The organism is Streptomyces sp. NPDC005202, from assembly GCF_040608235.1.
GTDB lineage: Bacteria > Actinomycetota > Actinomycetes > Streptomycetales > Streptomycetaceae > Streptomyces.
Genome location: NZ_JBEXHW010000001.1, coordinates 147,507 through 171,932, shown reverse-complemented (window position 1 = coordinate 171,932; position 24,426 = coordinate 147,507). Strand labels below are relative to the sequence as shown.

General features: G+C 72.5%; 17 protein-coding genes and 4 pseudogenes. 14 read left to right on the top strand and 7 right to left on the bottom strand.

What is annotated here, in order from left to right:
- Positions 1–17 precede the first annotated feature (17 nt).
- Positions 18–1,007: a sirohydrochlorin chelatase gene (locus ABZV31_RS00755; RefSeq protein WP_355886246.1), complete on the bottom strand. Its 990-nt coding sequence runs from the start codon at positions 1,005–1,007 to the stop codon at positions 18–20.
- Between the two features lie 283 nt (positions 1,008–1,290).
- On the opposite strand from ABZV31_RS00755, the pseudogene ABZV31_RS00750 reads away from it, so the two are divergent.
- Both ABZV31_RS00750 and ABZV31_RS00745 read left to right on the top strand, forming a co-directional pair.
- Positions 1,291–1,550: pseudogene (locus ABZV31_RS00750) on the top strand (hypothetical protein); the annotation flags it as partial.
- Positions 1,551–1,653: 103 nt separating this feature from the next.
- The gene (locus ABZV31_RS00745; protein ID WP_355886243.1) at positions 1,654–3,909 is read left to right on the top strand and encodes a molybdopterin-dependent oxidoreductase; all 2,256 of its coding nucleotides are present in this window, start codon (positions 1,654–1,656) and stop codon (positions 3,907–3,909) included.
- Between the two features lie 78 nt (positions 3,910–3,987).
- Here ABZV31_RS00745 and ABZV31_RS00740 read toward each other — a convergent pair.
- Positions 3,988–4,200, bottom strand: a pseudogene (locus ABZV31_RS00740) (GNAT family N-acetyltransferase); the annotation flags it as partial.
- Between the two features lie 32 nt (positions 4,201–4,232).
- On the bottom strand, positions 4,233–4,658 hold the full coding sequence (locus tag ABZV31_RS00735) for a gamma-glutamylcyclotransferase family protein (RefSeq protein WP_355886240.1): 426 nt from the start codon (positions 4,656–4,658) through the stop codon (positions 4,233–4,235).
- Between the two features lie 130 nt (positions 4,659–4,788).
- Here ABZV31_RS00735 and ABZV31_RS00730 point away from each other — a divergent pair, with 130 nt between their 5' ends.
- Positions 4,789–6,435 carry a M4 family metallopeptidase gene (locus ABZV31_RS00730; RefSeq protein WP_355886238.1) on the top strand — a complete coding sequence of 549 codons (1,647 nt, stop codon included), beginning with the start codon at positions 4,789–4,791 and terminating at the stop codon, positions 6,433–6,435.
- Between the two features lie 70 nt (positions 6,436–6,505).
- Here the strand turns inward: ABZV31_RS00730 and ABZV31_RS00725 are convergent.
- Positions 6,506–7,174 (bottom strand): annotated as a pseudogene (locus ABZV31_RS00725) (MFS transporter); the annotation flags it as partial.
- Here ABZV31_RS00725 and ABZV31_RS00720 point away from each other — a divergent pair.
- The gene (locus ABZV31_RS00720) at positions 7,155–7,379 is read left to right on the top strand and encodes a hypothetical protein (RefSeq protein WP_355887607.1); all 225 of its coding nucleotides are present in this window, start codon (positions 7,155–7,157) and stop codon (positions 7,377–7,379) included. The pseudogene ABZV31_RS00725 and the gene ABZV31_RS00720 sit on opposite strands and share 20 nt — an antisense overlap.
- Before the next feature lie 35 nt (positions 7,380–7,414).
- Here the strand turns inward: ABZV31_RS00720 and ABZV31_RS00715 are convergent, their stop codons facing one another.
- Positions 7,415–8,008, bottom strand: a complete 594-nt coding sequence (locus ABZV31_RS00715) for an NAD(P)H-dependent oxidoreductase (RefSeq protein ID WP_355886236.1) — start codon at positions 8,006–8,008, stop codon at positions 7,415–7,417.
- Positions 8,009–8,329: 321 nt separating this feature from the next.
- Here ABZV31_RS00715 and ABZV31_RS00710 point away from each other — a divergent pair, with 321 nt between their 5' ends.
- The 7 genes from ABZV31_RS00710 to ABZV31_RS00680 all read left to right on the top strand — a co-directional run bounded on the left by ABZV31_RS00710 (position 8,330) and on the right by ABZV31_RS00680 (position 15,537).
- Positions 8,330–8,851 (top strand): hypothetical protein, encoded by a 522-nt coding sequence (locus ABZV31_RS00710; RefSeq protein WP_355886233.1) that lies wholly within the window; start codon positions 8,330–8,332, stop codon positions 8,849–8,851.
- Positions 8,852–8,965: 114 nt separating this feature from the next.
- On the top strand, positions 8,966–9,586 hold the full coding sequence (locus tag ABZV31_RS00705) for a class F sortase (RefSeq protein ID WP_355886230.1): 621 nt from the start codon (positions 8,966–8,968) through the stop codon (positions 9,584–9,586).
- Positions 9,587–9,893: 307 nt separating this feature from the next.
- The gene (locus tag ABZV31_RS00700) at positions 9,894–11,114 is read left to right on the top strand and encodes an FAD-dependent oxidoreductase (RefSeq protein ID WP_355886227.1); all 1,221 of its coding nucleotides are present in this window, start codon (positions 9,894–9,896) and stop codon (positions 11,112–11,114) included.
- Positions 11,114–13,714 (top strand): nitrite reductase large subunit NirB, encoded by a 2,601-nt coding sequence (gene nirB, locus ABZV31_RS00695; RefSeq protein ID WP_355886224.1) that lies wholly within the window; start codon positions 11,114–11,116, stop codon positions 13,712–13,714. Before ABZV31_RS00700 ends, nirB begins: the two co-directional genes overlap by 1 nt.
- Positions 13,711–14,061, top strand: coding sequence for a nitrite reductase small subunit NirD (nirD, locus tag ABZV31_RS00690; protein WP_355886221.1), 351 nt, complete (start codon positions 13,711–13,713; stop codon positions 14,059–14,061). Before nirB ends, nirD begins: the two co-directional genes overlap by 4 nt.
- A 47-nt stretch (positions 14,062–14,108) precedes the next feature.
- A complete protein-coding gene (locus tag ABZV31_RS00685) occupies positions 14,109–14,693 on the top strand; it encodes a TetR family transcriptional regulator (protein WP_355886218.1) in 585 nt (194 codons plus the stop codon).
- 88 nt (positions 14,694–14,781) lie between these two features.
- Positions 14,782–15,537 carry an SDR family oxidoreductase gene (locus ABZV31_RS00680; RefSeq protein ID WP_355886215.1) on the top strand — a complete coding sequence of 252 codons (756 nt, stop codon included), beginning with the start codon at positions 14,782–14,784 and terminating at the stop codon, positions 15,535–15,537.
- Positions 15,538–15,827: 290 nt separating this feature from the next.
- On the opposite strand, the gene ppdK is transcribed toward ABZV31_RS00680, so the two are convergent.
- Positions 15,828–18,575: a pyruvate, phosphate dikinase gene (gene ppdK, locus ABZV31_RS00675; protein ID WP_355886212.1), complete on the bottom strand. Its 2,748-nt coding sequence runs from the start codon at positions 18,573–18,575 to the stop codon at positions 15,828–15,830.
- Positions 18,576–19,004: 429 nt separating this feature from the next.
- Positions 19,005–20,225, bottom strand: a complete 1,221-nt coding sequence (locus tag ABZV31_RS00670; protein WP_355886209.1) for an ROK family protein — start codon at positions 20,223–20,225, stop codon at positions 19,005–19,007.
- Between the two features lie 120 nt (positions 20,226–20,345).
- On the opposite strand from ABZV31_RS00670, the gene ABZV31_RS00665 reads away from it, so the two are divergent.
- The 3 genes and pseudogenes from ABZV31_RS00665 to ABZV31_RS00655 all read left to right on the top strand — a co-directional run.
- The gene (locus tag ABZV31_RS00665) at positions 20,346–21,812 is read left to right on the top strand and encodes a hypothetical protein (protein ID WP_355886206.1); all 1,467 of its coding nucleotides are present in this window, start codon (positions 20,346–20,348) and stop codon (positions 21,810–21,812) included.
- Positions 21,809–23,746 carry a glycogen debranching N-terminal domain-containing protein gene (locus ABZV31_RS00660; protein ID WP_355886203.1) on the top strand — a complete coding sequence of 646 codons (1,938 nt, stop codon included), beginning with the start codon at positions 21,809–21,811 and terminating at the stop codon, positions 23,744–23,746. Before ABZV31_RS00665 ends, ABZV31_RS00660 begins: the two co-directional genes overlap by 4 nt.
- 145 nt (positions 23,747–23,891) lie before the next feature.
- Positions 23,892–24,426, top strand: a pseudogene (locus tag ABZV31_RS00655) (hypothetical protein); the annotation flags it as partial.

Below are 24,426 nucleotides of genomic sequence, written 5' to 3'. Positions count from 1 at the left end.
CACCGACAATCGGGACGTCAGCGTCCGTTTCCGGCCGGGCCCTCGGGGCCGTTCCGGACCGGTGTCGCCTCACCCACCGACGTCGCCGCGGCCAGGACGGCCTCCGCGGTCGGCTCCGGCGTCGCAACCGCCCGGTCGTAGCGGTGCAGGACCAGGCGGGCCATCGCCGGGTGGGCGCCCAGCGGGGCGGAGGCGATCCAGGGGGCGGCGTCGGCGCACTGGGTGGCGAAGCGGCCGGGAGCGGTGAAGCAGGAGGCGACGGCGACGCGATGGCGGCCGCGGGCGGCGAGGGCGCGCAGGGCGGCAGGGACGGTGGGCGTGGCGGCCGCGGCGTAGGCGGGGACCACGGGCACGCCGAGGCGCTCGGCGAGGAGCTGCGCGGTGCGGCGGATGTCGGCCGCGGAGTCGGGGTCGCGGGACCCGGCGGCGGCGAGGACGACACCGCCGGCGCGGCGGCTGGCGTCGTCCGTTCCGGTGCGCCAGCCGGCCTCGACCAGTCGGGCGTACAGGGTCTCCACGAGCAGCGGGTGCGGGCCGAGCGGAGCGGACACGCGCGTGCGGGCCGAGGCGGACGCCGCCATCTCGGGGATGTCCTGCTTGACGTGGTAGCCGCGGCTGAGCAGCAGCGGCACCAGCACGGCCTCGGTACTTCCCAGGCCGGCGAGGGTGTCTGGGAGCAGCGGCTCGTTGAGTTCGATGTGCCCGAGGTGGACGGGCACCCCGGGGCGGAGCTCGCGGACGCGCTCCACGAGCGCCCGTACGGTGCCCAGCGCGCGCGGGTCGCGGCTGCCATGGGCCACGAGGTCGCGGCTGCCATGGGCCACGAGTACGAGGGCGGGCGGGTCGGGCCGGCGTCTGCCGTTGAGCGAGACGAGGCTGAGCCGGCTGGCGAGCCGCCTGCTGATGCTGTTCATGATCTGCGCCGTGCTGTCGAGGTGGACGCCAGGGGGCGGCGGGCCGCCGGGGCGCTGGAGGGTCTCGTCGCGAGGAGGGTTCGACGCCGTCATGCAAGGATCCTCGCGGCCCGAGGTTGCGCCGCCGTTGCGTGACCGTGACGGGTATTTTCCGGGGCGTCACCGGGCGGGTCCGGGCCGTGTGAGGCGCTTGCCGGAAGCCGTGCGACCGCTGTTGCGAGGGTGATACACGGGCGGTGAACCGGACCACCCCGCGCTGCGTCCTCCATGATCGAGGCCCGCCGGGGCCGCCCGGGGAGGGGACCGTCCGATGCGTCGACCGAAGCCGTTCCGACCGCGACTGCCGCGCACGCGTGCCGGGCAGCGGCGGCTGGTGAAGATCTTCGGAGTGGACCGGGCGGTGCTGTCAGCCAGGCCTTCCACATCCGGCGGGCGGTCGCGCTGTGCGACGCGGCGGGCGTCGACTCCTACGGTGTCGGCGTCGACGACAAGCACGACACGACCTGGTACTACGGCGGCACCCGCGAGGTGTTCGCGGCCGGCAAGGCGGCGCTGAACGCGGTGTTCCACCCGGCTCCGACGTTCCTGGGGCCGAAGGAGCAGGGGGTGGCCCGGGCTCTGGCCAGTGCCCGGTGACGGGCACCTCACGGCGTGCGGACGGGGACGGGGAGGTCACCGTCCCGGCCGTGTAACAGACAGCCGCCTGGGCACGTAACACGGCCGAAGCACGCTGAGCGGCATGCAGACCTCCGCGACGCCCACGCACTGCCCGTACTGCGCCCTGCAGTGCGGGATGAATCTGACGCCCACCCCGGACGGGGGTGTCAAGGTGACCGAGCGCGCGGACTTCCCGGTGAACCGGGGCGCGCTGTGCGGCAAGGGCCGTACGGCCCCGGCGGTGCTCTCGTCCCGGGTGCGGCTGACCTCCCCGCTGGTGCGCTCCGGCGACACGCTCATGCCCGCCACCTGGGACGAGGCACTGGACCGGATCGCCGAGGGGCTGTCCCGGGCCCGTTCGGCGCACGGCGCGGACGCGTGCGGGGTCTTCGGCGGGGGCGGGCTGACGAACGAGAAGGCGTACGCGCTCGGGAAGTTCGCCCGGGTGGTGCTGGGCACCTCGCAGATCGACTACAACGGCCGCTTCTGCATGTCGTCGGCGGCCGCGGCCGGGACGAAGGCGTTCGGGCTGGACCGGGGGCTGCCGTTCCCGCTCGAGGACATCCCGAAGACCGGGTGCGTGATCCTCGTCGGCTCCAACCTCGCCGAGACGATGCCGCCGTCGCTGCGGTACTTCAACGAACTGCGCGACAACGGCGGCACGCTGATCGTCGTCGACCCGCGCCGCACGCGTACGGCCGAGCAGGCCGACCTGCACCTGGCACCCCGCCCGGGCACCGATCTCGCGCTGGCCCTCGGCCTGCTGCACCTGGTCGTCGCCGAGGGCCGCACCGACGAGGCGTACATCCAGGAGCGCACGACCGGCTGGGAGGAGGCGCGGGCGGCCGCCATGGTGCACTGGCCGGAGTACGTGGAGCGGATCACGGGGGTGTCCGTTCCCCAACTGCGCGAGGCGGTACGGATGTTCTGCGAGCCGGAGGCCGCGATGGTGCTCACCGCGCGCGGACCAGAGCAGCAGTCCAAGGGCACCGACACCGTGGGCGCGTGGATCAACCTGTGCCTGGCGACCGGCCGCGCGGGCCGCCCGCTGTCCGGGTACGGCTGCCTGACCGGGCAGGGCAACGGGCAGGGCGGGCGCGAACACGGCCAGAAGGCCGACCAGTTGCCCGGCTACCGCAAGCTGACGGACCCGGCGGCGCGGCGGCACGTGGCCGAGGTGTGGGGCGTGGACCCGGACGCGCTGCCGGGGCCCGGCCGCAGCGCGTACGAGCTGCTGGACGCCCTCGGCACGGACATCCGCACACTGCTGCTGATGGGTTCCAACCCGGTGGTGTCGGCGCCCCGCGCCGCACACGTCGAGGAGCGGCTGAAGTCGCTGGACTTCCTGGCGGTGTGCGATGTGGTCCTGTCGGAGACGGCGGCGCTCGCGGACGTCGTCCTGCCGGTCACACAGTGGGCGGAGGAGACGGGCACGACGACCAGCCTTGAGGGCCGGGTGCTGCTGCGGCGGCGCGCGATCACCCCACCGGACGGGGTCCGCAGCGATCTGGAGGTGCTGCACGAGCTGGCCGCCCGCCTGGGCGTGGAGAAGGGCTTCCCGACCGACCCCGAGGAGGTCTTCGACGAACTGCGCCGGGCCAGCGCGGGCGGCCCTGCGGACTACTTTGGGATCACCTACCGGAGGCTGGCGGAGGAGAACGGGGTGTTCTGGCCGTGCCCGGCGCAGGCGGACTTTGCCGAGGACGCCGAGGACGCCGAGGACGCGTCGCCGGACGTGCGCGCGGACGCGGCCGACTCCGACGCGTCGCCGGAGTTGCTCACGGACGCGGGCGACTCCGAGGACGCCTCCCTGGACGTGCGCGCGGACGCCCCGGCGCGGGACGACGCCTCCGACGAGCACCGGCCCGGCGTCCACCCCGGCACCCCCCGCCTCTTCCTCGACCGTTTCGCCACCGAGGACGGGCGGGCCCGGTTCGCGGCCGTGACGCACCGGGCGATCGCCGAGGAGCCGGACGACGAGTACCCGGTGCTGCTGACCACCGGGCGGGTCGTGGCCCAGTACCAGTCCGGCGCCCAGACCCGGCGCGTCGACGAGCTGAACGCCGCCGCGCCCGGCCCGTTCGTGGAGCTGCACCCGCGGCTGGCGGCACGGCTGGGGGCGGCCGAGGGGGACCCGGTCGCGGTGGTGTCGCGGCGCGGACGGTCGGTGGCCCCGGCCCGGATCACGAACAGCATCCGCCCGGACACCGTGTTCATGCCCTTCCACTGGCCCGGCGAGGGCCGCGCCAACACGCTCACCAACCCTGCCCTCGACCCGACCTCGCGCATGCCGGAGTTCAAGGTGTGCGCGGTGCGCGTGGAGGCCGTGAAGTCCTAGGCGGCCTGGCGGAGTTGGGGCCGTAGGGTGGTGCGCCGTGACACGGGAGGCCGGGGTGTCACCCCGCGCGCACCATGGTCAAGGCGAACCGGTGGCCGACGCACAGCACCGGACGGCAACTTGCCGGTCCGGGCTCCACTGTTGGTCCACTGTGGCCAGCAACTGCCGGCCGAGCCGCTCGTACAGAGCTGCCATTGCCGTGTCGGCAGCAACTACGTCGAGCACCGGATGCAGGTGGTGATCTCGCGCCGCTCCGACCGCCTGCGCCATCAGCAGTGCACCGATCCCGTGGAAGCACAGTCCAAGGACCGTGACCAGCGAGTTCACGACAGGCCCGGGCACCGGGCCGGCCAGTCCCCGCCCTCGATCCGTTTTGCCCGGGCCCGCAGCCGTGCCGCGACGGACGGCGCGGCGACGTACACCCAGGCCCGCACCGCCGCGCCGTCGGCCTCCCGGACCACCTCCCGCTCCACCCGCTCGTAAAGGTTTTGCGGATCCCCCGGCGTGTACTCCTCCAGCCGGTCCAGCGCGACCAGCAACTCCCCGTACGCCTCCGGCACCGCGGTGACGAGTTCCCCGCGCACCGTTCCCCCCGGCTCCTCGACGGCATACGGATATCCGGGCCCCTCGTACAGCACCGCGCCCGCCAGCAGCCCGGGCTCCTCGGACTGCGTACGGCCGCGCAGGAACAGGCCGTGGTTGCGCTCGCCGGGGCGAAGGGTGCCGTAGACGAAGAACGGGAGGCTCACAGAAACGATTCTCTCCCCTCACACATCCCCACGTGGGCGCTATGGACATGACATGTCAGGGGCCCTTAAATCTCAGTCGACATCAGCGCAACCCCGACGCGCCCGAGGGCGCCCGCGCTCAAGGAGATTGATGAGTCGGACACGGCACATCCGAGGTTCCCGTCTCGCCACGGCCGGCATAGCCGCCACCACCGCCACCCTCCTGGTCGCCGCGCTCTCCCCCGCCGCGCACGCGGACGGCAGACCCGGCCGGACCACCGCGATCGCGAACGCGGCGTCGGCGCTCGTCGAGCACGCCGCGGCCCTGGGACTCACGTCCGCCGAGGACACCACCGTCCGGGACGTGATCGTCGACAAGGACGGCACACAGCACGTCCGCTACGACCGCACGTACCGCCAACTCCCCGTCCTCGGCGGCGACCTCGTGGTCCACCTGGCCCCCAACGGCACGTACCGCAGCACCAGCCGCGCCACGAAGGCCAGGATCGCCCTCTCCACCATCGCCCCGAAGCTGTCGGCCCCGAAGGCCGCCGACCTCGCGGTGAACGCGCTGCGCGCCGTGAACCTCGGCGAGCAGCTGAGGAAGGTCACGGCCAAGCCCCAACTGGTGGTCGACGCCCTGCACGGCGCCCCGCGCCTGGCCTGGCGCACCAACGCGGTCGCGCAGGACTCGCTCGGCAACCCGGTCGCGCGCACGGTGCTGACCGACGCCCGCACGGGGGCGCAGATCGACGCGTGGGACAGCATCGAGACGGCCACCGGCGACGGCAAGTCGCTGTACAGCGGAACGGTGCCGCTGGAGACGACGCTGTCGGGATCGACGTACCAGCTGAAGGACCCGACGCGCGGCAACACGTACACGGGTGACGCGGCGAACAAGACCGACCTGTGCTTCCTGGGCAGCATCTGCATCAGCCGTGCCCCCGCGACGCTGTTCACGGACGCCGACAACCACTGGGGGACGGGCACGGCCTCCGACCGCTCGTCGGCGGCGGTGGACGCGCAGTACGGCACGAACGAGACCTGGGACTACTACAAGAACGTCCACGGCCGCAACGGCATCGCGGGCGACGGCAAGGGCTCGTACAACCGCGTCCACTACGGCAACAACTACAACAACGCCTTCTGGGACGACAGCTGCTTCTGCATGACGTACGGCGACGGCGACGGCACGACGTTCGGGCCGCTGGTGGCCCTGGACGTGGCCGGGCACGAGATGTCGCACGGCGTGACGTCGAAGACGGCGGCGCTGACGTACTCGGGCGAGTCCGGCGGCCTGAACGAGGCCACGTCGGACATCTTCGGCACGCTGGTGGAGTGGTACGCGGGCAGCTCCACCGACCCCGGTGACTACCTCATCGGCGAGAAGATCGTCCGCTCGGGCTTCGGCAAGCCGGCCCTGCGGTACATGGACAAGCCGTCCAAGGACGGCAACTCGGCGGACTGCTGGATCAGTTCGGTGGGCAACCTCGACGTCCACTACTCGTCGGGCGTCGCCAACCACTTCGCGTACCTGCTGGCCGAGGGCAGCGGCGCGAAGACCCTTAACGGCGTCAGCTACAACTCCCCGACCTGCAACGGCTCCACGGTCACGGGCATCGGCCGGGACAAGCTCGGCAAGATCTGGTACCGGGCGCTGACGGTCTACATGACGTCCTCGACGAACTACGCGGGCGCCCGGACGGCGACGCTGAACGCGGCGAAGGACCTGTACGGAGCGGGCAGCAACGAATACAACGCGGTGGCGGCGGCCTGGAGCGCGGTCAACGTGGGCTGAGTTCGGCCAGTGGACCAGACGGAGGCCGGCGCCCCGAGGGGCGCCGGCCTTTCGTGTGTCGCGCGCCGGGTCAGGCGACGAGTTCCGGCTTCTGCTCCGCGGGAGCCTCCGGCGGCGTCGGCCTGCCGTCCCGCATCACCACCGTCGCCAGCACGGCCGCCGCCAGGACACCGATCGCGCCGATCGTGAAGGTCGTCGACATCGAAGCGGTGAAGGCCTCGCGGGCCGCGTGGACGAGCCCGATGTCGCCGTGGGCCGCCGCCAGCGCGTCCGCGATCGAGCGCTTGGCCCCCTCCGGGACCCGAGCGGGCATCTCGTGGGCGAAGCCGCTCGACAGGAGGGAGCCGAGGATGGCGATGCCGAGGGCGGAGCCGGCCTGCTGGATGGTGTCGTTGAGGGCCGAGCCGACGCCCGCCTGTTCGGCCGGGATGGCGCCCATCAGGGCGCCGACCGCGGCCGGCATCGCAAGGCCCGCGCCGAGGCCCAGCACGCCGAGCGCCACGGCCGGGACCGCGAAGCCGGTGTCGGCGGAGACGGTGGTCAGCAGGGCGAAGGAGGCGGCCATGACGAGCATCCCGGCGAGGATCACCCGGCGGTGGCCGTACCTCGCCGTGAGCGAGGCGCCGGCCGTGTTGCCGGCCAGGGCCGTGATCGCCAGGGGGAGGAAGGCGAGGCCCGCCTTGACGGCCGAGTAGCCGAGGACGAACTGCAGGTACTGGGTGAGGACCAGCATCAGGCCGCTCCGCTCCGGCGAGACCGAGGCGGACTTCATCGCCCGCCTCATGCCCGCCGCCCAGCAGGCCGCCTCCGCCCACACCCACCTCGCCGACTCCTACGCCGACACGGCCGCCGCCGCCACCGACCCCGCCGCCCTCCGCGACGCCAAGTTCGCCTACGGCCTGGAGGTCGTCCTGGACGGCCTGGCCGCGCGACTGCCTCGCTAGGCCGAGCGGCGGCGGATCCGGGGAACCAGCCTGCGTCAGCTTCCGTACGGCCGCCTCTCCTTCGCCTCCCGCAACGCCCGTCCCCACCACACCCGTTGGTCCAGCATCGTCTTCGCCGCCGCGTCCGGGGCAGACGGGTCCTTCGGGCGGCCCTCGTCGTCGAAGGACGAGCCCGCGTTGTGGAAGGAGACCGTGTCACGGACCGTGACGGCGTGGAGTTCGGCGAAGACCTGGCGGAGGTGTTCGACGGCCCGGAGGCCGCCGGCGAGGCCGCCGTAGGAGACGAGGGCGACGGGCTTGGCGCGCCATTCGGTGAAGTGCCAGTCGATGAGGTTCTTCAGGCCGGCGGGGAAGGAGTGGTTGTACTCGGGGGTCACGACGACGAACGCGTCCGCGGACGCGAGCTTCGGCGTGATGTCCGCCAGCGCGGCCGTCGCCTCCGGGGTCGGCGCCAGCGTCGTCGGCAGGTCCGTCTCCGCGACGTCCACGACCTGCGGGACCAGGTCGGCGCGGTCGCGAAGACGGCCGAGGAGCCAGTCGGCGATCACGGGACCGAAGCGGCCGTGGCGGTTGCTGCCGACGACGAGGGCGACGTTCAGGGGGGCGGGGGTGTCAAGGGTCGTCTTCATGCGGCACAGCCTGATACCTCAACCTTTGTCGAGGTCACGCCCTGCCCGCCGCACCCCCCGGTCACCCGTTCACCCCCGCGCCCTGCGCCCTTCGGGTAGTTTCCGACGGCCCGTCAGCAGTACGACTCTGACCTGCCCAAACGTTTCTCCACGCGCCTCCTGCGGCGGGCTCGCCGACACCCGTTCACCCCAATTCTGACGTCCCCTCAGGAAGCGGGCGCGCCCCTGTGCCACTTACCTCGGAAGGGCAGGGCGCGACCGACGGCGGCACATGGGGGTGTCGCGGGCCGTGTCCCCACCGCAGAGCTCGGAGGAGCACCGATGCGACGTAACGCCCGTCTGCTGACCGGGACCGCGCTCGCCGTCGCCGCCGCGAGCGGTCTCGCCGCGCCCGCGTCCGGCGCGGACTCCGGCCCTCTGGAGGTGTACCCGTCCTCGGTCGTACCGGGCAGCCAGGTCACCGTGAACACGAAGGCCTGCGGCGACAAGGCCACCGCGGCGGGCGACGCCAGCGCGGTCGGCGCCGGGCCCTTCACGCTGGCGCCCAGCACCCACGAGGGCGACGCGATCGGCCAGTTCCGGGTGCCGGAGAGCGCTCAGCCGGGGACGTACGAGATCGTCGCGCAGTGCGCCGAGGGCGGCCGGCAGGCCAAGGGCGACCTGGTGGTCACGCTGACCGCCCCTCACGAGCAGGTGCAACCCCGAGGAAGTGTGAGGACGGGGGTCGGCGGCGCGCTGGGCCCCGACCCCGTGCAGACCGCGGCCGGTGTGGCGGCTCTCGCCATCGCCGCCGCGGGCGGTACCTGGCTCCTGCATCGCCGGGCGAGAGGCGACGGGATCTGACGGACACCCTCCGCTGTCCGTCCGCCGGTACCGCATGTCCCCTCCCCCTCCGGAGCCCACGCCCCTCGTGGCCCGGAGGGGGTACGGGGCATCGAGTCCGGGAGAGGGGTGCGTATGCGAAGGATCGGCAACACCGCCATAGCGGCCGTCACGGTGGTCGCCCTCTGCTCCGGCGCATGGCTGCTGCACAGCGGCGCCGGGACGCATGCCCCGCCCCAGCCCTCCACCGCCGAGGCCCTGCTCGACCCCGGTGAGGACCGGCTCGCGGCCGCCGCGCTGCCACCGTCCCCGCCGGACCGCATCCGCATCCCCTCGATCCGCGTGAACGCCCCGCTGATGGGCCTCGGGCTGACCAAGTCCGGCAGCCTCGACGTCCCGCCCCCGGGGAAGAAGAACCTCGCCGGCTGGTACGAGGCCGGCACCACCCCCGGCGAGAAGGGCACCGCGATCGTCGCCGGCCACGTCGACAACACCGATGGCCCCGCCGTCTTCTACGACCTCGGCGCCCTGAAGAAGGGCAGCACCATCGAGGTGGACCGGCGGGACGGCAGCGTCGCGGAGTTCACCGTGGACGCGGTCGAGGTGTACGAGGCGAAGGACTTCCCCGACGAGAAGGTGTACGGGGCGGCGAAACGACCCGAGCTGCGGGTGATCACCTGCGGTGGCGGTTACTCGCGTACCACCGGCTACCAGGGCAACGTGGTCGTCTTCGCCCATCTGACGGGCAGCCACTGAGCCGTCGGACCCTCGGCTCAGCTCACCGCGTGCCCGTGTCCCGGCAGCCCGCCCAGGATGTTCGCCCTCCCCCACGCACCCAGCGGCCCAGCGTCTCGTTCAACGAGCGGGGTGCTCGGCGCGCAGCCGCAAGGCCGCCCGTACGCCCTCGTCGGTCTGGGTGGGCGGCAGCCGGATGTCGTCACAGCGCTGCCCCGGCGCCCACGCACACCCTCACACCCCCTCCCGGCTTCCGCTGAGGGCAGCGTTCCTCGCGGGAAACAGGCGTGATGCGGCCGGGTAACGTCCACGCCGCACGCTGCGATGCATGACCTCGAATACGCGTGTGGTGGTGATCGGCGCCGGCCTCGCGGGCGTGACGCTCGCCCGGCGGCTCGGTGAGCTCGGCACGCCCGCGCTGCTCGTCGGCGAGGAGGAGCACCGCCCGTACAACCGGGTCCTGCTCGCCGAGGTGCTGGCCGGCCGGTACGCCCCCGAGGTGATCGCCCTCCCGGCGCCCGCCGGCCTGCTGCGCACCCGGGTCACCGGCATCGACCGCGCGGCACGGCAGCTGCGGTGCGCGGACGGCTCGGTGATCGCATACGACACGCTGGTCCTGGCCACCGGCTCCAACCCCGTCCTGCCGCCGCTGCGCGGCCTGTTCGCCACCGGTCGGCACGAACTCCCCGAGGGCGTCCACGCCTTCCGCACCATGGACGACTGCCTGGGCCTGTCCAAGGCGGTCCGGCCGGGGGTGCGGGCCGTCGTCATCGGCGGCGGGCTGCTCGGCGTGTCCGCCGCCCGCGCGCTCGCGGTGCGCGGCGCCCAGGTGGTGCTCGCCCAGCAGGCCGAGCGGCTCATGGAGCGCCAGCTGGACCCGGGCGCGTCGAAGCTGGTGCTGCGGCACCTGACGGACCTCGGCATCGAGGTGCACACCGAGTGCCGGGTGCGGGATGTGCGCTGCGTCGGCGGCGCCGTCCGCTCGGTGGAGATGGCCGACGGATACGCCCTCGACGCCGACCTCGTGGTCCTCGCCTGCGGCGTCCACCCGCGCGTGGGCCTGGCCAAGGACGCGGGCCTCGCCGTGCACAAGGGCGTCCTCGTCGACGACGAACTCCGCACCTCCGACCGGCACATCCACGCCGTCGGCGACTGCACCCAGCACGACGGCACGGTCTACGGCCTCGCGGCCCCCGCCCTCGAACAGGCCGACGCGCTGGCCGAGGTCCTGGCCGGGGACGCGAACGCCCGCTACACCGGCACCCGTTCCCTGACCCGGCTCACCCTGACCGGGCAGGACTCCCCCTTCGACCTCGCCGCCTTCGGCGAGACCGAGCCGCGCCCCGGCGACGACGTCGTGCAGCTCGCCGACGCCACCCGCGGCACCTACCGCAAGGTCGTCGTCCGCGACGACCGCCTGGTCGGCGGGGTCCTCGTCGGCGAACTCGGCACCGTCGGCGCGCTCGCCCGCGCCTGGGAGGGAGCAGAGCCGCTCCCGTCGGACGGCGGTCCCCTGCTCCACCTGCTCACCAACGATGGAGGCTCCTGATGTCCACGGACACCCCCACGATCGTGCTCGTCGGCCATGGCATGGTCGGCCAGCGCTTCCTCGAAGCGCTCGCCGAGCGCGGTCTGACCGCCACGCACCGTGTGGTCGTGCTGTGCGAGGAGCCGCGCCCCGCGTACGACCGCGTGCAGCTCACCTCGTACTTCTCCGGGAGGACGCCCGAGGACCTCTCCATGACGGACATGGAGTTCATCAAGGACCACGGCATCGAGCTGCACGTCGGCGACCCGGCGGAGTCGATCGACCGCGAGGCCCGCACGGTGACGGCCCGCTCGGGCCTGGTGGTGTCGTACGACGTCCTCGTCCTGGCCACCGGCTCCTCCCCCTTCGTCCCGCCGGTCCCCGGCAAGGACGCCGAGGGCTGCTTCGTCTACCGCACGATCGAGGACCTGCTCGCGATCGAGGAGTACGCGAGGACCAGGGCCACGACCGGCGCGGTGGTCGGCGGCGGGCTCCTCGGGCTCGAGGCGGCCGGCGCGCTCAAGGGCCTGGGACTGAACACGCACATCGTGGAGTTCGCGCCGCGGCTGATGCCGGTGCAGGTCGACGAGGGCGGCGGGGCGGCGCTGCTGCGCACCATCGAGGACATGGGCCTGACCGTGCATACGGGCACCGGCACCCAGGAGATCCTCGCCGGCGAGGACGGCGCGGTGACGGGGATGAAGCTGTCCGACGGCTCCGAACTGGCCACGGACATGGTGGTGTTCTCGGCCGGTGTCCGCCCGCGCGATCAGCTGGCCCGCGCCTCGGGCCTCGCGGTCGGCGAGCGCGGCGGCATCACCGTCGACAAGCAGTGCCGCACGGTCACCGACCCGCACGTCTTCGCGATCGGCGAGTGCGCGCAGGCCGTGGACGGCCGGGTGTACGGCCTGGTGGCGCCCGGCTACGAGATGGCAGAGACGGCCGCCGCGACGATCGCCGCGGACGAGGCGGAGTTCACCGGAGCCGACCTGTCCACCAAGCTGAAGCTGCTCGGCGTGGACGTGGCCTCCTTCGGCGACGCGCACGGCACCGCCGAGGACTGCCTGGACGTCGTGTACTCCGACTCGCGCTCGGGCCTGTACAAGAAGCTGGTCATCGGCCGGGACGGCACGCTGCTCGGCGGCATCCTGGTCGGCGACGCGGAGGCGTACGGCACGCTGCGCGCGCTCACCGGCTCCGTACCGCCGATCTCGCCCGAGACGCTGGTGCTGCCCGCCGGTGCCGGGGCACCGGCGCAGCTCGGCCCGTCCGCGCTGCCGGACGAGGCAGTCATCTGCTCCTGCCACAACGTCACCAAGGGCACGATCCGCGGGGCGGTCACCGAGCACCGGTGCACCACCGTGCCCGAGGTGAAGAAGTGCACCAAGGCCGGTACGGGCTGCGGCAGTTGCGTCAAGGTGCTGGGCCAGCTGGTCACCGCCGAGCTGGAGGCGAGCGGCGTCGAGGTCGACAAGGGCCTGTGCGGCTGCTTCGCGCAGACCCGCGAGGAGCTGTACGAGATCGTCCTCGCGCTGCGCCTCACCTCCTACCAGGACCTGCTGGACCGCTACGGCCGCGAGGCCGCCCGCGGGGGCGACGGCTGCGAGGTCTGCAAGCCGGCGGTCGCCTCGATCATCGCCTCGCTCGCGCCCACGATCGGCGCCGACGGCTACGTCCTGGACGGCGAGCAGGCGGCCCTGCAGGACACCAACGACCACTTCCTCGCCAACCTGCAGAAGAACGGCTCGTACTCGGTCGTGCCCCGCATCCCCGGCGGTGAGATCGCCCCGGAGAAGCTGATCGTGATCGGCGAGATCGCCCGGGACTTCGGGCTCTACACGAAGATCACCGGCGGGCAGCGCATCGACATGTTCGGCGCGCGGGTGGAGCAACTTCCGCTGATCTGGGCCCGGTTGGTGGACGCCGGCTTCGAGTCGGGCCACGCGTACGGCAAGGCGCTGCGCACGGTGAAGTCCTGCGTCGGGCAGACCTGGTGCCGGTACGGCGTCCAGGACTCCGTCCGCATGGCGATCGACCTGGAGCTGCGCTACCGGGGACTGCGCTCCCCGCACAAGCTCAAGTCGGCGGTCTCCGGCTGCGCCCGCGAGTGCGCGGAGGCCCAGTCGAAGGACTTCGGCGTCATCGCCACCGCGAGCGGCTGGAACCTGTACATCGGCGGCAACGGCGGCGCCACCCCGCGCCACGCGGACCTGCTGGCGCAGGATCTGTCCGACGCCGAACTGGTCCGTCTGATCGACCGGTTCCTGATGTTCTACATCCGCACCGCCGACCGCCTGGAACGCACGAGCACATGGCTGGAGCGGATCCCGGGCGGCCTGGACCACGTGCGGGACGTGGTGGTGCACGACTCCCTCGGCATCTGCGACGAGCTGGAGTCCCTGATGGCCGCGCATGTGGCCAACTACCGCGACGAGTGGGCCGAGACCATCAACGACCCCGAGAAGCTGGCCCGGTTCGTGTCCTTCGTGAACGCGCCGGACACCCCCGACCCGGTCGTCGGCTTCGTCCCCGAGCGCGACCAGATCAAGCCCGACCTGCCGCTGCTGTCCATCGGCATGCGCCCCATGGAAGACGCCCTGGAAGGAAGCGCCCAGCGATGACCCTGGCACCCGAGACGACCGACCTGAAGGTCCAACTGCAGCTCGACGGCGACTGGTTCACCATCTGCGACCTGAGCATGCTGCTCCCGGGCCGCGGTGTGGCGGCCCTGCTGCCGGAGGGCCGCCAGGTGGCCCTCTTCCGCGACCGGTCGGGCCGCCTGTACGGCATCGACAACCGCGACCCGTTCAGCGGCGCCGCGGTCCTCTCCCGCGGCCTGACCGGCACCCACCAGGGGCGCCCGTTCGTCGCCTCGCCCCTGCTGAAGCAGCGCTTCGACCTGGTCTCCGGGCAGTGCCTGGACGACGCGCGGGTGCGGGTGACGGCGTACGAGGTGCGGACGGCGTAGAGCGCCTTCCTTGACTGATCGTTCCAGAAATACCTAGGCTGCGACACGTGGCCAGGACCAAGGAGTTCGACCCGGATGCCGCGCTGGAGTCAGCCCTCGAGCTGTTCTGGCGGCGCGGCTACGAGGCGACGTCGATGTCCGACCTCGTCGAGCACCTCGGCATCGGACGCGCCAGCCTCTACGCGACCTTCTGCAGCAAGCACGAGCTGTATCTGAAGGCGCTGGACCGGTACGGGCAGACGCACGACCCCCGGCTGGTGCGGGAACTGTCCCAGCCGGGTCCCGCGCTGCCCGCCGTGCGCGCGGTCGTCCGCCGGTTCGCCGCCGAGGCAGCGGCCGAGGACACGCGGGAATGCGGCTGCCTCGTCACCAACACGGCGGTTGAACTCGGCCCACACGACCAGGCCGCCGCCCGCCGGGTGGAGCACAGCTGGGACCACGTCGAGACCCTGCTGCACTCCGCCCTGGTCCGCGCCCAGGCCCAGGGCGAACTGCCCGCCGACCGCGATCCGCTCACCCTCGCCCGCATGCTGCTCGTACTGCTGCAGGGCCTGCGCGTGGTCGGCAAGGCGTCGTCGGACCCAACCCGCGTCCGGGACGCGGCGGAGCAGGCACTGGCGCTGCTCGACTGAGAGACGCACCTCCACGGGGGTGCGTTTCTTTACGCTCTCATATTGAACCGATTGGTCAAGAAAAGCCGTCCCACTCCAAGGGGAGATCATGACCAATTGCTTCTCCGGCAGGACCGCCCTCGTGACCGGCGCGGGCTCCGGCATCGGACGGGCCGTCGCGCTCGCGTTCGCGCGGGAGGGGGCGAACGTGGTCGTCGCCGGGCGCACCGCGGGGCCGCTCGAGGAGGTGGCGACCGAGATCGAGGGGCTGGGCGGCAAGGCCCTGGCGGTGACCGCGGACGTGTCCCGCGCCGCCGAGACGCAGGCCCTGGTCACGGCCGCCGTCGACCGCTTCGGCCCGCTCGACGTGGCCGTCAACAACGCGGGCGTGCGGCAGGCCCCTCGCCGACCTGGCGGAGCCCGACTGGCAGACCCTCCTCGACATCAACGTCACCGGCGACTTCCTACCCTCCAGGCCGAGATCCGCCAGATGCGCACCCAACCGGCCGGCGGGGCGATCGTCAACGTCTCCTCCAACCTCGGCATCCACAGCCACCGCCCCGGCGTCGCCGCATACGCCGCCTCCAAGGCGGCCGTCACGGCGCTGACCAGGTCCGCCGCCCTCGACCACATCGCCGACGGCGTCCGCATCAACACCGTCAGCCCCGGCCCCACCGCCACGGCCATGTCCCGCCGCCCCGGCGAGACGGAGGCCCAGCGGGCGGCGCGGGTCGGGAACGAGCTGCCCCTGGGCCGGGTGTCGGCCACGGAGGAGGTCGCGGCGGCGGTGCTGTACCTGGCGTCGGACGAGGCCGCCCCGGTCGTCGGCACCGACCTGCTGATCGACAGCGGCGCCTCGCTCTGACCGGAGGACCCCTGACCGGAGGACGTCCCCCTGACCGAAGGACGTCCCCCTTACATCTCCAGGCGCGCCGCAGGACCCCCGTCGGCCGCTCGGAGGCGTGCCACAGCCGCTCCCCTGACGCGTCGTCGAGGGTCCAGGTCGAGGGTCCAGGTGGACAGCCGAGAGGGCGGCACCCCCGCACAAGGGTGCCGCCCTCTCTTCGTGATCCGGGGCCGTCGCCCCGTCGGTGAGGGTCAGGGTGACAGGCGACGGCTCCGGCGTTCGACCGGCCTCCGGGAGCCTGCCGGCTTCTACCGGTGGTCGCTCCCCTCCGCCTGGACCGCCGCCCGGCCCGCCTCCAGGCGGGCTACCGGGATGCGGAAGGGGGAACAGGAGACGTAGTCCAGGCCCACCTCGTGGAAGAAGTGGACGGACTCGGGGTCACCGCCGTGCTCGCCGCAGACGCCGAGCTTCAGGTCGGGGCGGGTCTGACGACCGGCCTTCGCGGCGGCCTTCACCAGGGAGCCGACGCCGTCCTTGTCGATCGTCTCGAACGGCGACACTCCGAAGATGCCCTTCTCCAGGTACGCGGTGAAGAACGAAGCCTCCACGTCGTCCCGGCTGAAGCCCCACACCGTCTGGGTCAGGTCGTTGGTGCCGAAGGAGAAGAACTCCGCCGCCTCGGCGATCTGACCGGCGGTCAGCGCGGCGCGCGGCAGCTCGATCATCGTGCCGATCGCCAGCTTCAGCTCCGTACCCGTCGCCGCCTGCACCTCGGCGATGACCTGGTCGGCCTCCTCGCGCACGATCTCCAGCTCCTGGACCGTGCCGACGAGCGGGACCATGATCTCGGCGCGCGGGTCGCCCTTCGCGGCCTTGCGCTCGGCCGCCGCCTCCGCGATGGCGCGGACCTGCATCGTGAACAGGCCGGGCACCACCAGGCCGAGGCGTACGCCGCGCAGGCCCAGCATCGGGTTCTGCTCGTGCAGGCGGTGCACCGCCTGGAGCAGGCGCAGCTCGTTCTCGTGCGGCTCCTGGCGGGACTCCGCGAGCGCCACGCGAACCGACAGCTCCGTGATGTCGGGGAGGAACTCGTGCAGCGGCGGGTCGAGGAGGCGGATCGTCACCGGGAGGCCGTCCATCGCCTCGAACAGCTCCACAAAGTCCTGCTTCTGCAGCGGCAGCAGCTGCTTCAGGGACTCCTCGCGCTCGGCCTCGGTGTCGGCCAGGATCAGGCGCTCCACCATCTCGCGGCGGTCACCGAGGAACATGTGCTCCGTGCGGCACAGGCCGATGCCCTGGGCGCCGAAGCGGCGGGCGCGCAGCGCGTCCTCGGCGTTGTCCGCGTTTGCCCGCACCCGCAGGCGGCGCTTGCGGTCGGCGAAGGCCATCATCCGGTGGACCGCCTCGACCAGCTCGTCGGCGTCGTCGGCGCCCGGGTGCATCCGGCCCTCGAAGTACTCCACGACCGGGGACGGCACGACCGGGACCTCGCCCAGGTACACCTTGCCCGTCGAGCCGTCGATGGAGATCACGTCGCCCTCCTCGACGACGTGTCCGCCCGGCACCGTCATCCGGCGGCGCTTGGTGTCGACCTCGAGCTCCTCGGCGCCGCAGACACAGGTCTTGCCCATGCCGCGGGCCACCACGGCCGCGTGGGAGGTCTTGCCCCCGCGGGAGGTCAGGATGCCCTCGGCCGCGATCATGCCGTCCAGGTCGTCGGGGTTGGTCTCACGGCGGACCAGGATGACCTTCTCGCCCGACCGCGACCACTTCACCGCCGTGTACGAGTCGAAGACCGCCTTGCCGACCGCAGCGCCCGGGGAGGCAGCGATGCCCCGGCCGACCAGCTCGACCTTCGCGTTCTCGTCGAAGCGCGGGAACATCAGCTGCGCGAGCTGAGCGCCGGTGACGCGCTGCAGCGCCTCGGCCTCGTCGATCAGGCCCTGGTCCACCAGCTGGGTCGCGATACGGAAGGCGGCACCGGCGGTGCGCTTGCCGACGCGGGTCTGCAGCATCCACAGCTGGCCGCGCTCGATGGTGAACTCGATGTCGCAGAGATCCTTGTAGTGGTTCTCCAGGGTCTCCATGATCTGCATGAGCTGGTCGTACGACTTCTTGTCGATGCGCTCCAGCTCCGCCAGCGGGACGGTGTTGCGGATGCCCGCCACGACGTCCTCGCCCTGGGCGTTCTGCAGGTAGTCGCCGTAGACGCCCTGGTGGCCGGAGGCGGGGTCGCGGGTGAAGGCGACACCGGTGCCGGAGTCGGGGCCCAGGTTGCCGAACACCATCGAGCAGATGTTGACGGCCGTGCCGAGGTCGTGCGGGATGCGCTCCTGGCGGCGGTAGAGCTTGGCGCGCTCGCCGTTCCAGGAGTCGAAGACCGCCTTGATGGCGAGGTCCATCTGCTCGCGCGGGTCCTGCGGGAAGTCCCGGCCGGCCTCGGTCTTGACGATCTTCTTGAACTTGGTGACCAGCTTTTTCAGGTCGGCGGCGTCCAGCTCGGTGTCGACCGTGACCTTCTTGGCCTCCTTGGCCTTCTCCAGCGCGTCCTCGAAGAGGTCGCCGTCGACGCCGAGGACGGTCTTGCCGAACATCTGGATCAGGCGGCGGTAGGAGTCCCAGGCGAAGCGCTCGTCGCCGGCCTGCTTGGCCAGGCCCTGCACGGACTTGTCGGAGAGACCGATGTTCAGGACGGTGTCCATCATGCCCGGCATGGAGAACTTCGCCCCGGAACGGACCGACACGAGGAGGGGGTTGTCGGGCTGGCCGAGCTTCTTGCCCATCTTCTTCTCGAGCGCCTCGAGGTGCGCACTCACCTCGTCACGCAGTGCCGCGGGCTCCTCGCCGCTGTCGAGGTAGACCTTGCAGGCCTCGGTGGTGATGGTGAAGCCCGGAGGGACCGGAAGGCCCAGGTTGGTCATCTCGGCAAGGTTGGCACCCTTGCCGCCGAGGAGGTCCTTGAGGTCCTTGTTGCCCTCGGTGAAGTCGTAAACGAACTTCACGCCCTCAACGCTGGTGCCGCGCTCAGCTACCTGGGGATCTTTGTTTTCCGACACGGGTCTCGACTCCTCGAGGACGCGGTGGCTGCCCTGACGGCGAGGAACATACCCAGATCAAAGGCTTGCGGGTACGTCTACTTGTGCGTCATGCGCCTGTAACCACTCGTCCGCCAGCGGATCGAAAGTCAAGGCTTGGCAAGTCGTCAGGGCCGGATGTTTTCACTTCTTGAACGAGTCAACGCCCGTAAACCCACCCATCCGCTCATATGAGCGGTTCTTGGCACGCCTGATTTCGATCGATGAACGATCAAGGGGTGGCACTGAGTGCCACCCCTTGGAGAAGTGCAGCCGCTCAAGATCCGCTCATCTGAGCGCAACCCTTATCAAGGGTGGCGAGAATCACGCTGCCACAGGCGACCGGATTTCACCATGCGGACGGGACTCCGGACAGAAACATCGCTGTCACACCGGCGCCGGAGAGCACCGTCACACCCCGAGCGCCAGCAACCGCTCCTCCACCCGCTCCGGCGCGTACAGGTACTCCACGACCAGCGCCCCGGCGCCCACCAGCCCGGCCCGCTCGCCGAGCCGCGAGGTCACCACGTCCAGATGGGCCGTCGAGCGCGGCAGCGCCCGCTGGTACAGCAACTCCCGTACGCCGGTGAGGAAGGGCGTCCCGGCCAGGTCTCCCGCGATCATCAGCACGCCGGGGTTGAGCAGCGTGACGACCGTCGCCAGCACGTCCCCGACGCGCCGCCCGGCCTCGCGCGCGAGCGCGGCCGCCTCCGGGTGCCCGGCCGCCAGCAGGTCCCGTACGTCCGAGCCGGAGGCGGCCGGCACCCCGGCCTCGGCGAGCCGCCGCGCCACGGCGCCACCACTCGCGACGGCGGCCAGACAGCCGTAGGACCCGCACCGGCACAGCGCCTCCGCGCCGACCCGGATGTGCCCGATGTCCCCGGCGCCGCCGTCGATGCCCCGGTAGACGGAACCGTCGACCACAACCCCCGCGCCGATACCGGTGGACACCTTGACCAGTACGAAGGCCGAGCAGTCCGGGTAGCCGGTGCGCTGTTCGCCGTAGGCCATGAGGTTGGCGTCGTTGTCCACGAGGACCGGCACGGCCGGCGCGCCCGTGTGCTCGGTGAAGGCTCGTGCCAGGCGGCCTGTGATGTCGTAGCCGTCCCAGCCCGGCATGATCGGCGGCTGCACGACCCGGCCCGTCTCGCTGTCGACCGGGCCCGGCACCGCGAGCCCGATGCCGCAGACCTCGTCCGCCCGGTGACCGGCCTTCTCCAGCAACTCGGCGAACCAGTGGCCGAGCTCGCCGAGCACCGCGTCCGGGCCGTCCTCGATGACCAGGGTGCCAGTGTGCTCGGCGAATATCTCGCCGGTGAGCGAGAGTACGGCCGCACGCGCGTGCCGGGTGTCGAGGTCGGCGGCGAGGACGACCGCGTGGGCGTCGTCGAACTCGAGGGTGATGGACGGGCGGCCTCCCAGCGGGGAGTCCACGGGACCGCCGGCGCCCTCGCGCAGCCAGCCCGCGCGGAAGAGCCGGTCCAGGCGCTGACCGACGGTCGCGCGGGACAGTCCGGTGGCCTGCTGGAGGGCGCCGCGTGTGGTGGCACGGCCGCTGCGCACGAGTTCGAGCAGATCGCCGGCGCTCGCCTGACTCCCGCTCTTCCCCGTCCTTCCGGGACTTCCGGTCATGCGCACCCCCTTGTGTTTCTCAATCCTGCATTACATAGTGAGTTTTGCCTGTTAAATAGACGTAACTCTACGGTAGCCACAGCCGAACCGGTCGGCCGGAACGTCTTCGGGGAGCCCCGAGTGGATCGCACTGCCCAGCTCACCGCCCATCCCGCGGAGCCCGCCGTTGCATACGATCCGGCGGCGCCGGCGAGTTCGCTGCACCTCAGGGCCGTGCGCGTGCTGGAGGGCAACTGGACGGGAACGTCCACGGTGCCCTCACGCGGGCTGTACCCGCACCAGTGGTCCTGGGACTCCGCGTTCATCGCCGTCGGCCTGCGGCACATCTCGCCGTTACGAGCCCAGACGGAGCTGGAGACGCTGCTGGACGCCCAGTGGGCCGACGGGCGCGTCCCGCACATCGTCTTCAGCCCCTCCGTCCCGCTCGACGCCTACTTCCCGAGCCCCGACTTCTGGCGCTCCCCGACCGCGGGTCGCGCCGCGGGCGCCCCGCGCACCGTACAGACCTCGGGCATCGTGCAGCCACCGGTGCACGCGCTGGCCGCCTGGCTGGTGCACCGCGCCGACCCCGGGCTGTCGCGGGCCCGCGGCTTCCTGGCCCGGGTCCACCCGCGGCTCGCCGCCTGGCACCGCTATCTGCTGCACCGCCGCGACCTGGGCGGCGGCGGGCTCGCGTCCGTCGTACACCCCTGGGAGCAGGGCATGGACAACAGCCCCTGCTGGGACGCCCCGCTCTCCCGCATCACCCCGGCCCCGGCCCGCTCCTTCCGCCGCGCCGACCTCGACCACGGCTCCCCCGAGGACCGGCCGACGGACCTGGACTACGGGCGGTACGTGCGGCTGGCGACGGACTACCGGGACCGCGGATACACCGACGGGTCGGTCGAGTTCGCGGTGGAGGACCCGGCGTTCAACGCCCTGCTGATCGCCTCGGAACACGCACTGGCGCGGATCGCCCACGAGCTGGGCGCGACCGGCACCGCCCGGCACGCGCGCGCCGAACGCCTGACGACGGCGCTGATCGAGCGGCTGTGGGACCCGGCTCAGGGGATGTTCTTCTGCCGGGACGTGCGGAGCGGGGAGCTGATCTTCGAGCGCAGCGTCTCAGGCCTGATCCCCCTGCTCCTGCCCGGCCTCCCCCGCGACCTCACCGCCACCCTCGTCCGCACCCTCTGCGGACCGCACTTCGGGCTGGGCGGCGCCACGCGCCTCGTCCCGAGCTACGACCTCCTCGGCGAGGCCTTCGACCCGCACCGCTACTGGCGGGGGCCGGCCTGGTTCAACACCAGCTGGCTGGTGGAGCGCGGACTGCGGGTGCACGGCGAGCGCGAGCGGGCCGACGCGTTGCGGGAGGCGGTCCTGCGCACCGCCGACGCGACCGGGTTCGCCGAGTACGTCGACCCGTACACCGGCGAGGCCTGCGGGGCGCTCGGCTTCGGCTGGACCGCCGCGCTCACGCTCGACCTGCTGCACGATCCCCACGGACACGGCGTCTCCCACGGAGACGGCGTGTCCCCCACGGACATCGGCACGTTCGACCAGCACAGCAAGCACGTCAAGGGCGTCAAGGGAGGGGACCTGGGATGACGGACCGGCATCATCTGCTCGTGCACGGCACGACGTTCGCCGCCGTGGGCGACGGCGGGGACATCAGCGGCGTGCGGAACGGCAGCTCCCCGGACGGGCTGTTCGTGCGGGACGCCCGTCATCTGAGCCGGTGGCAGCTGACCGTCGACGGCGCCGTGCCGGAGGCGCTGGCACCGGTCGCGGACGGGGACACCGCGCGCTGCGTCCTCGTACCGCGCGGCGGTCGCACCGAGCCGCCGGCGTACACGCTCTTCCGCGAACAGGCCGTCGCCGACAGCGCCTTCGTCGAGTCCCTGCGCGTGACCAGCAACCGCCCGGTGCCGACGACGGTCCGCCTCGCGGTCACCGCCGACGCCGACTTCACCGACCAGTTCGAGGTGCGCTCCGACCACCGCACCTACGCCAAGACCGGCGTCGTACGCTCCCGTCAGATCCTCGACGACGGCGTGGAGTTCACCTACCGGCGCGGCGCATGGCGGTCCTGTACGACGGTGACCGCCGAGCCCGCCCCGGACGGTGTCGAGGAGACCGGCACCGGCGCCCGCCGCCTGGTGTGGACGCTGGACCTCGAACCGCACGGCACGGCGGAGCTCACACTGCGGGTGATGGCCCGCCCGCACGGGGACAAACGAGCCGTGCGGGTGCCGCGCTCCCCTTCCACCGTGAACGATCAACTCCTTGCCCTCGAAGGCGAGTTCCTGGAAGGCGTGGCCTTCCCGACCGGCTGGCCGGAGCTGGCGGCGGCCTGCGCCCGCGGCCTCGCCGACCTCGCCGCGCTCCAGGTCCCGGCGACCGGCCCGGACGGCGAGGAGCTGCGCGTCCCGGCCGCCGGAGCCCCCTGGTTCCTGACCCTGCTGGGCCGCGACGCCCTCCTCACCTCGCTGTTCGCCCTCCCCTACCGCCCCCGGCCGGCCGCCGCCACGCTGCTTGCCCTCGCCGCGACGCAGGCCAGGGAGACCAGCACGGGGGCGGTGGCCCAGCCCGGCAAGATCGTGCACGAGGTGCGGCACGGGGAGCTGGCGCACTTCGGGCAGGTGCCGTTCGGGCGGTACTACGGCTCGGTGGACGCGACCCCGCTGTTCCTCGTCCTGCTGGGCACGTACGTCGAGCACACCGGGGACGCGGCCCTTGCCGGGCACCTGGAGCCGCACGCGCGGGCGGCGATCGGCTGGATGCTGGACCACGGCGGGCTGACCTCGCGCGGCTACCTCGTCTACCGCGCAGACGAGGGCGGCCTCGCCAACCAGAACTGGAAGGACTCCCCCGGCGCCATCTGCTCGGCCGACGGCACCCGAGCATCCGGCCCGGTGATGGCGGCGGGGGCCCAGGGCTACGCGTACGACGCGCTGCGCCGCACGGCCTGGGTCGCGCGCACGGTGTGGGAGGACGAGGTCTACGCGGCCCTGCTGGAACAGGCCGCCGGCGATCTGCGCGACCGCTTCCAGCGGGACTTCTGGATGCGCAAGGAGTCCTTCCCGGCACTCGCCCTGGACGGCCACGGCCGCCAGGTGGACGCGCTGGCGTCGGACGCCGGGCACCTGCTGTGGTCGGGGCTGCTGGACAAGGAGTACGGGGAGGCCGTGGGCCGACGGCTCCTGGAACCGGACTTCTTCTCGGGCTGGGGCGTACGGACCCTGGCGGCCGGACAGCCGGCGTACCACCCCCTGTCGTACCACCGCGGTTCGGTCTGGCCGCACGACAACGCGCTGATCACGCTGGGCCTGGCCCGCTACGGCCTGCACGACGAGGCCCGCACGGTCGCCCACGCCCTGATCGACGCGGCGACCGCCACCGGCCACCGCCTCCCCGAGGTCCTCGCCGGCTACGGCCGCGACACCCACGGGGAGCCGGTACCCTACCCGCACGCGTGCGTGCGGGAGTCCCGCTCGGCGGCGGCTCCGTTGGCGCTGCTGACGGCGGTCGGAGGGGCCTAGCCACACGGTTGACGAGGCGTTTGCCGGGTGTTTGCCGAGCGTCGTGAACAGGGGAGGGAGGCCGGCCGTACGGGATTGAGGCGGGCCGGCCTCCCCAGCATGGCCCGCCGCTCCGTCACGGGCCTCGCACGGAAGGACCTTCGGGTTGCCTCAGCACACGAGCATTCGCCAGTCATCGGATACGGCCGGGGTTGCCGAGGGCGAGGTCCGGCCACCGGAGAGGACCGGGGCGGAAGAACCGGAGGCAACCGCCGCTGCCGCCGAGACCAAGGACGCGCCCGCGGAAGCCGACTCCCCGGCGGGCGAGCCCGGCACAGCCGAAGCCACCGTGCCGACCGCACGGGCCGAGGCCGCACCCTCCGAGCCGGCCGCGCCCGGCCCCGAGGCCGAGGCCACGTCCACGAAGGCCGGCGCACCCGACCCCCAAGCCGGGACTGCGACCCCCGCAACGGCGGACTCCCCCGCTCCGGAGGCCACCGCGGAAGCCGCCGCACCCGTCACCGAACCCGACGAAACCACAGCCCAACCCGACGACCCCCCAGCCCAGGCCGACCAACCGGCAGCCGAACCCGGCAAACCCGCGGCCCAGGCCGACCAACCGGCAGCCGAACCCGGCAAACCCGCGGCCCAGGCCGACCAACCGGCAGCCGAACCCGGCAAACCCGCGGCCCAGGCCGACC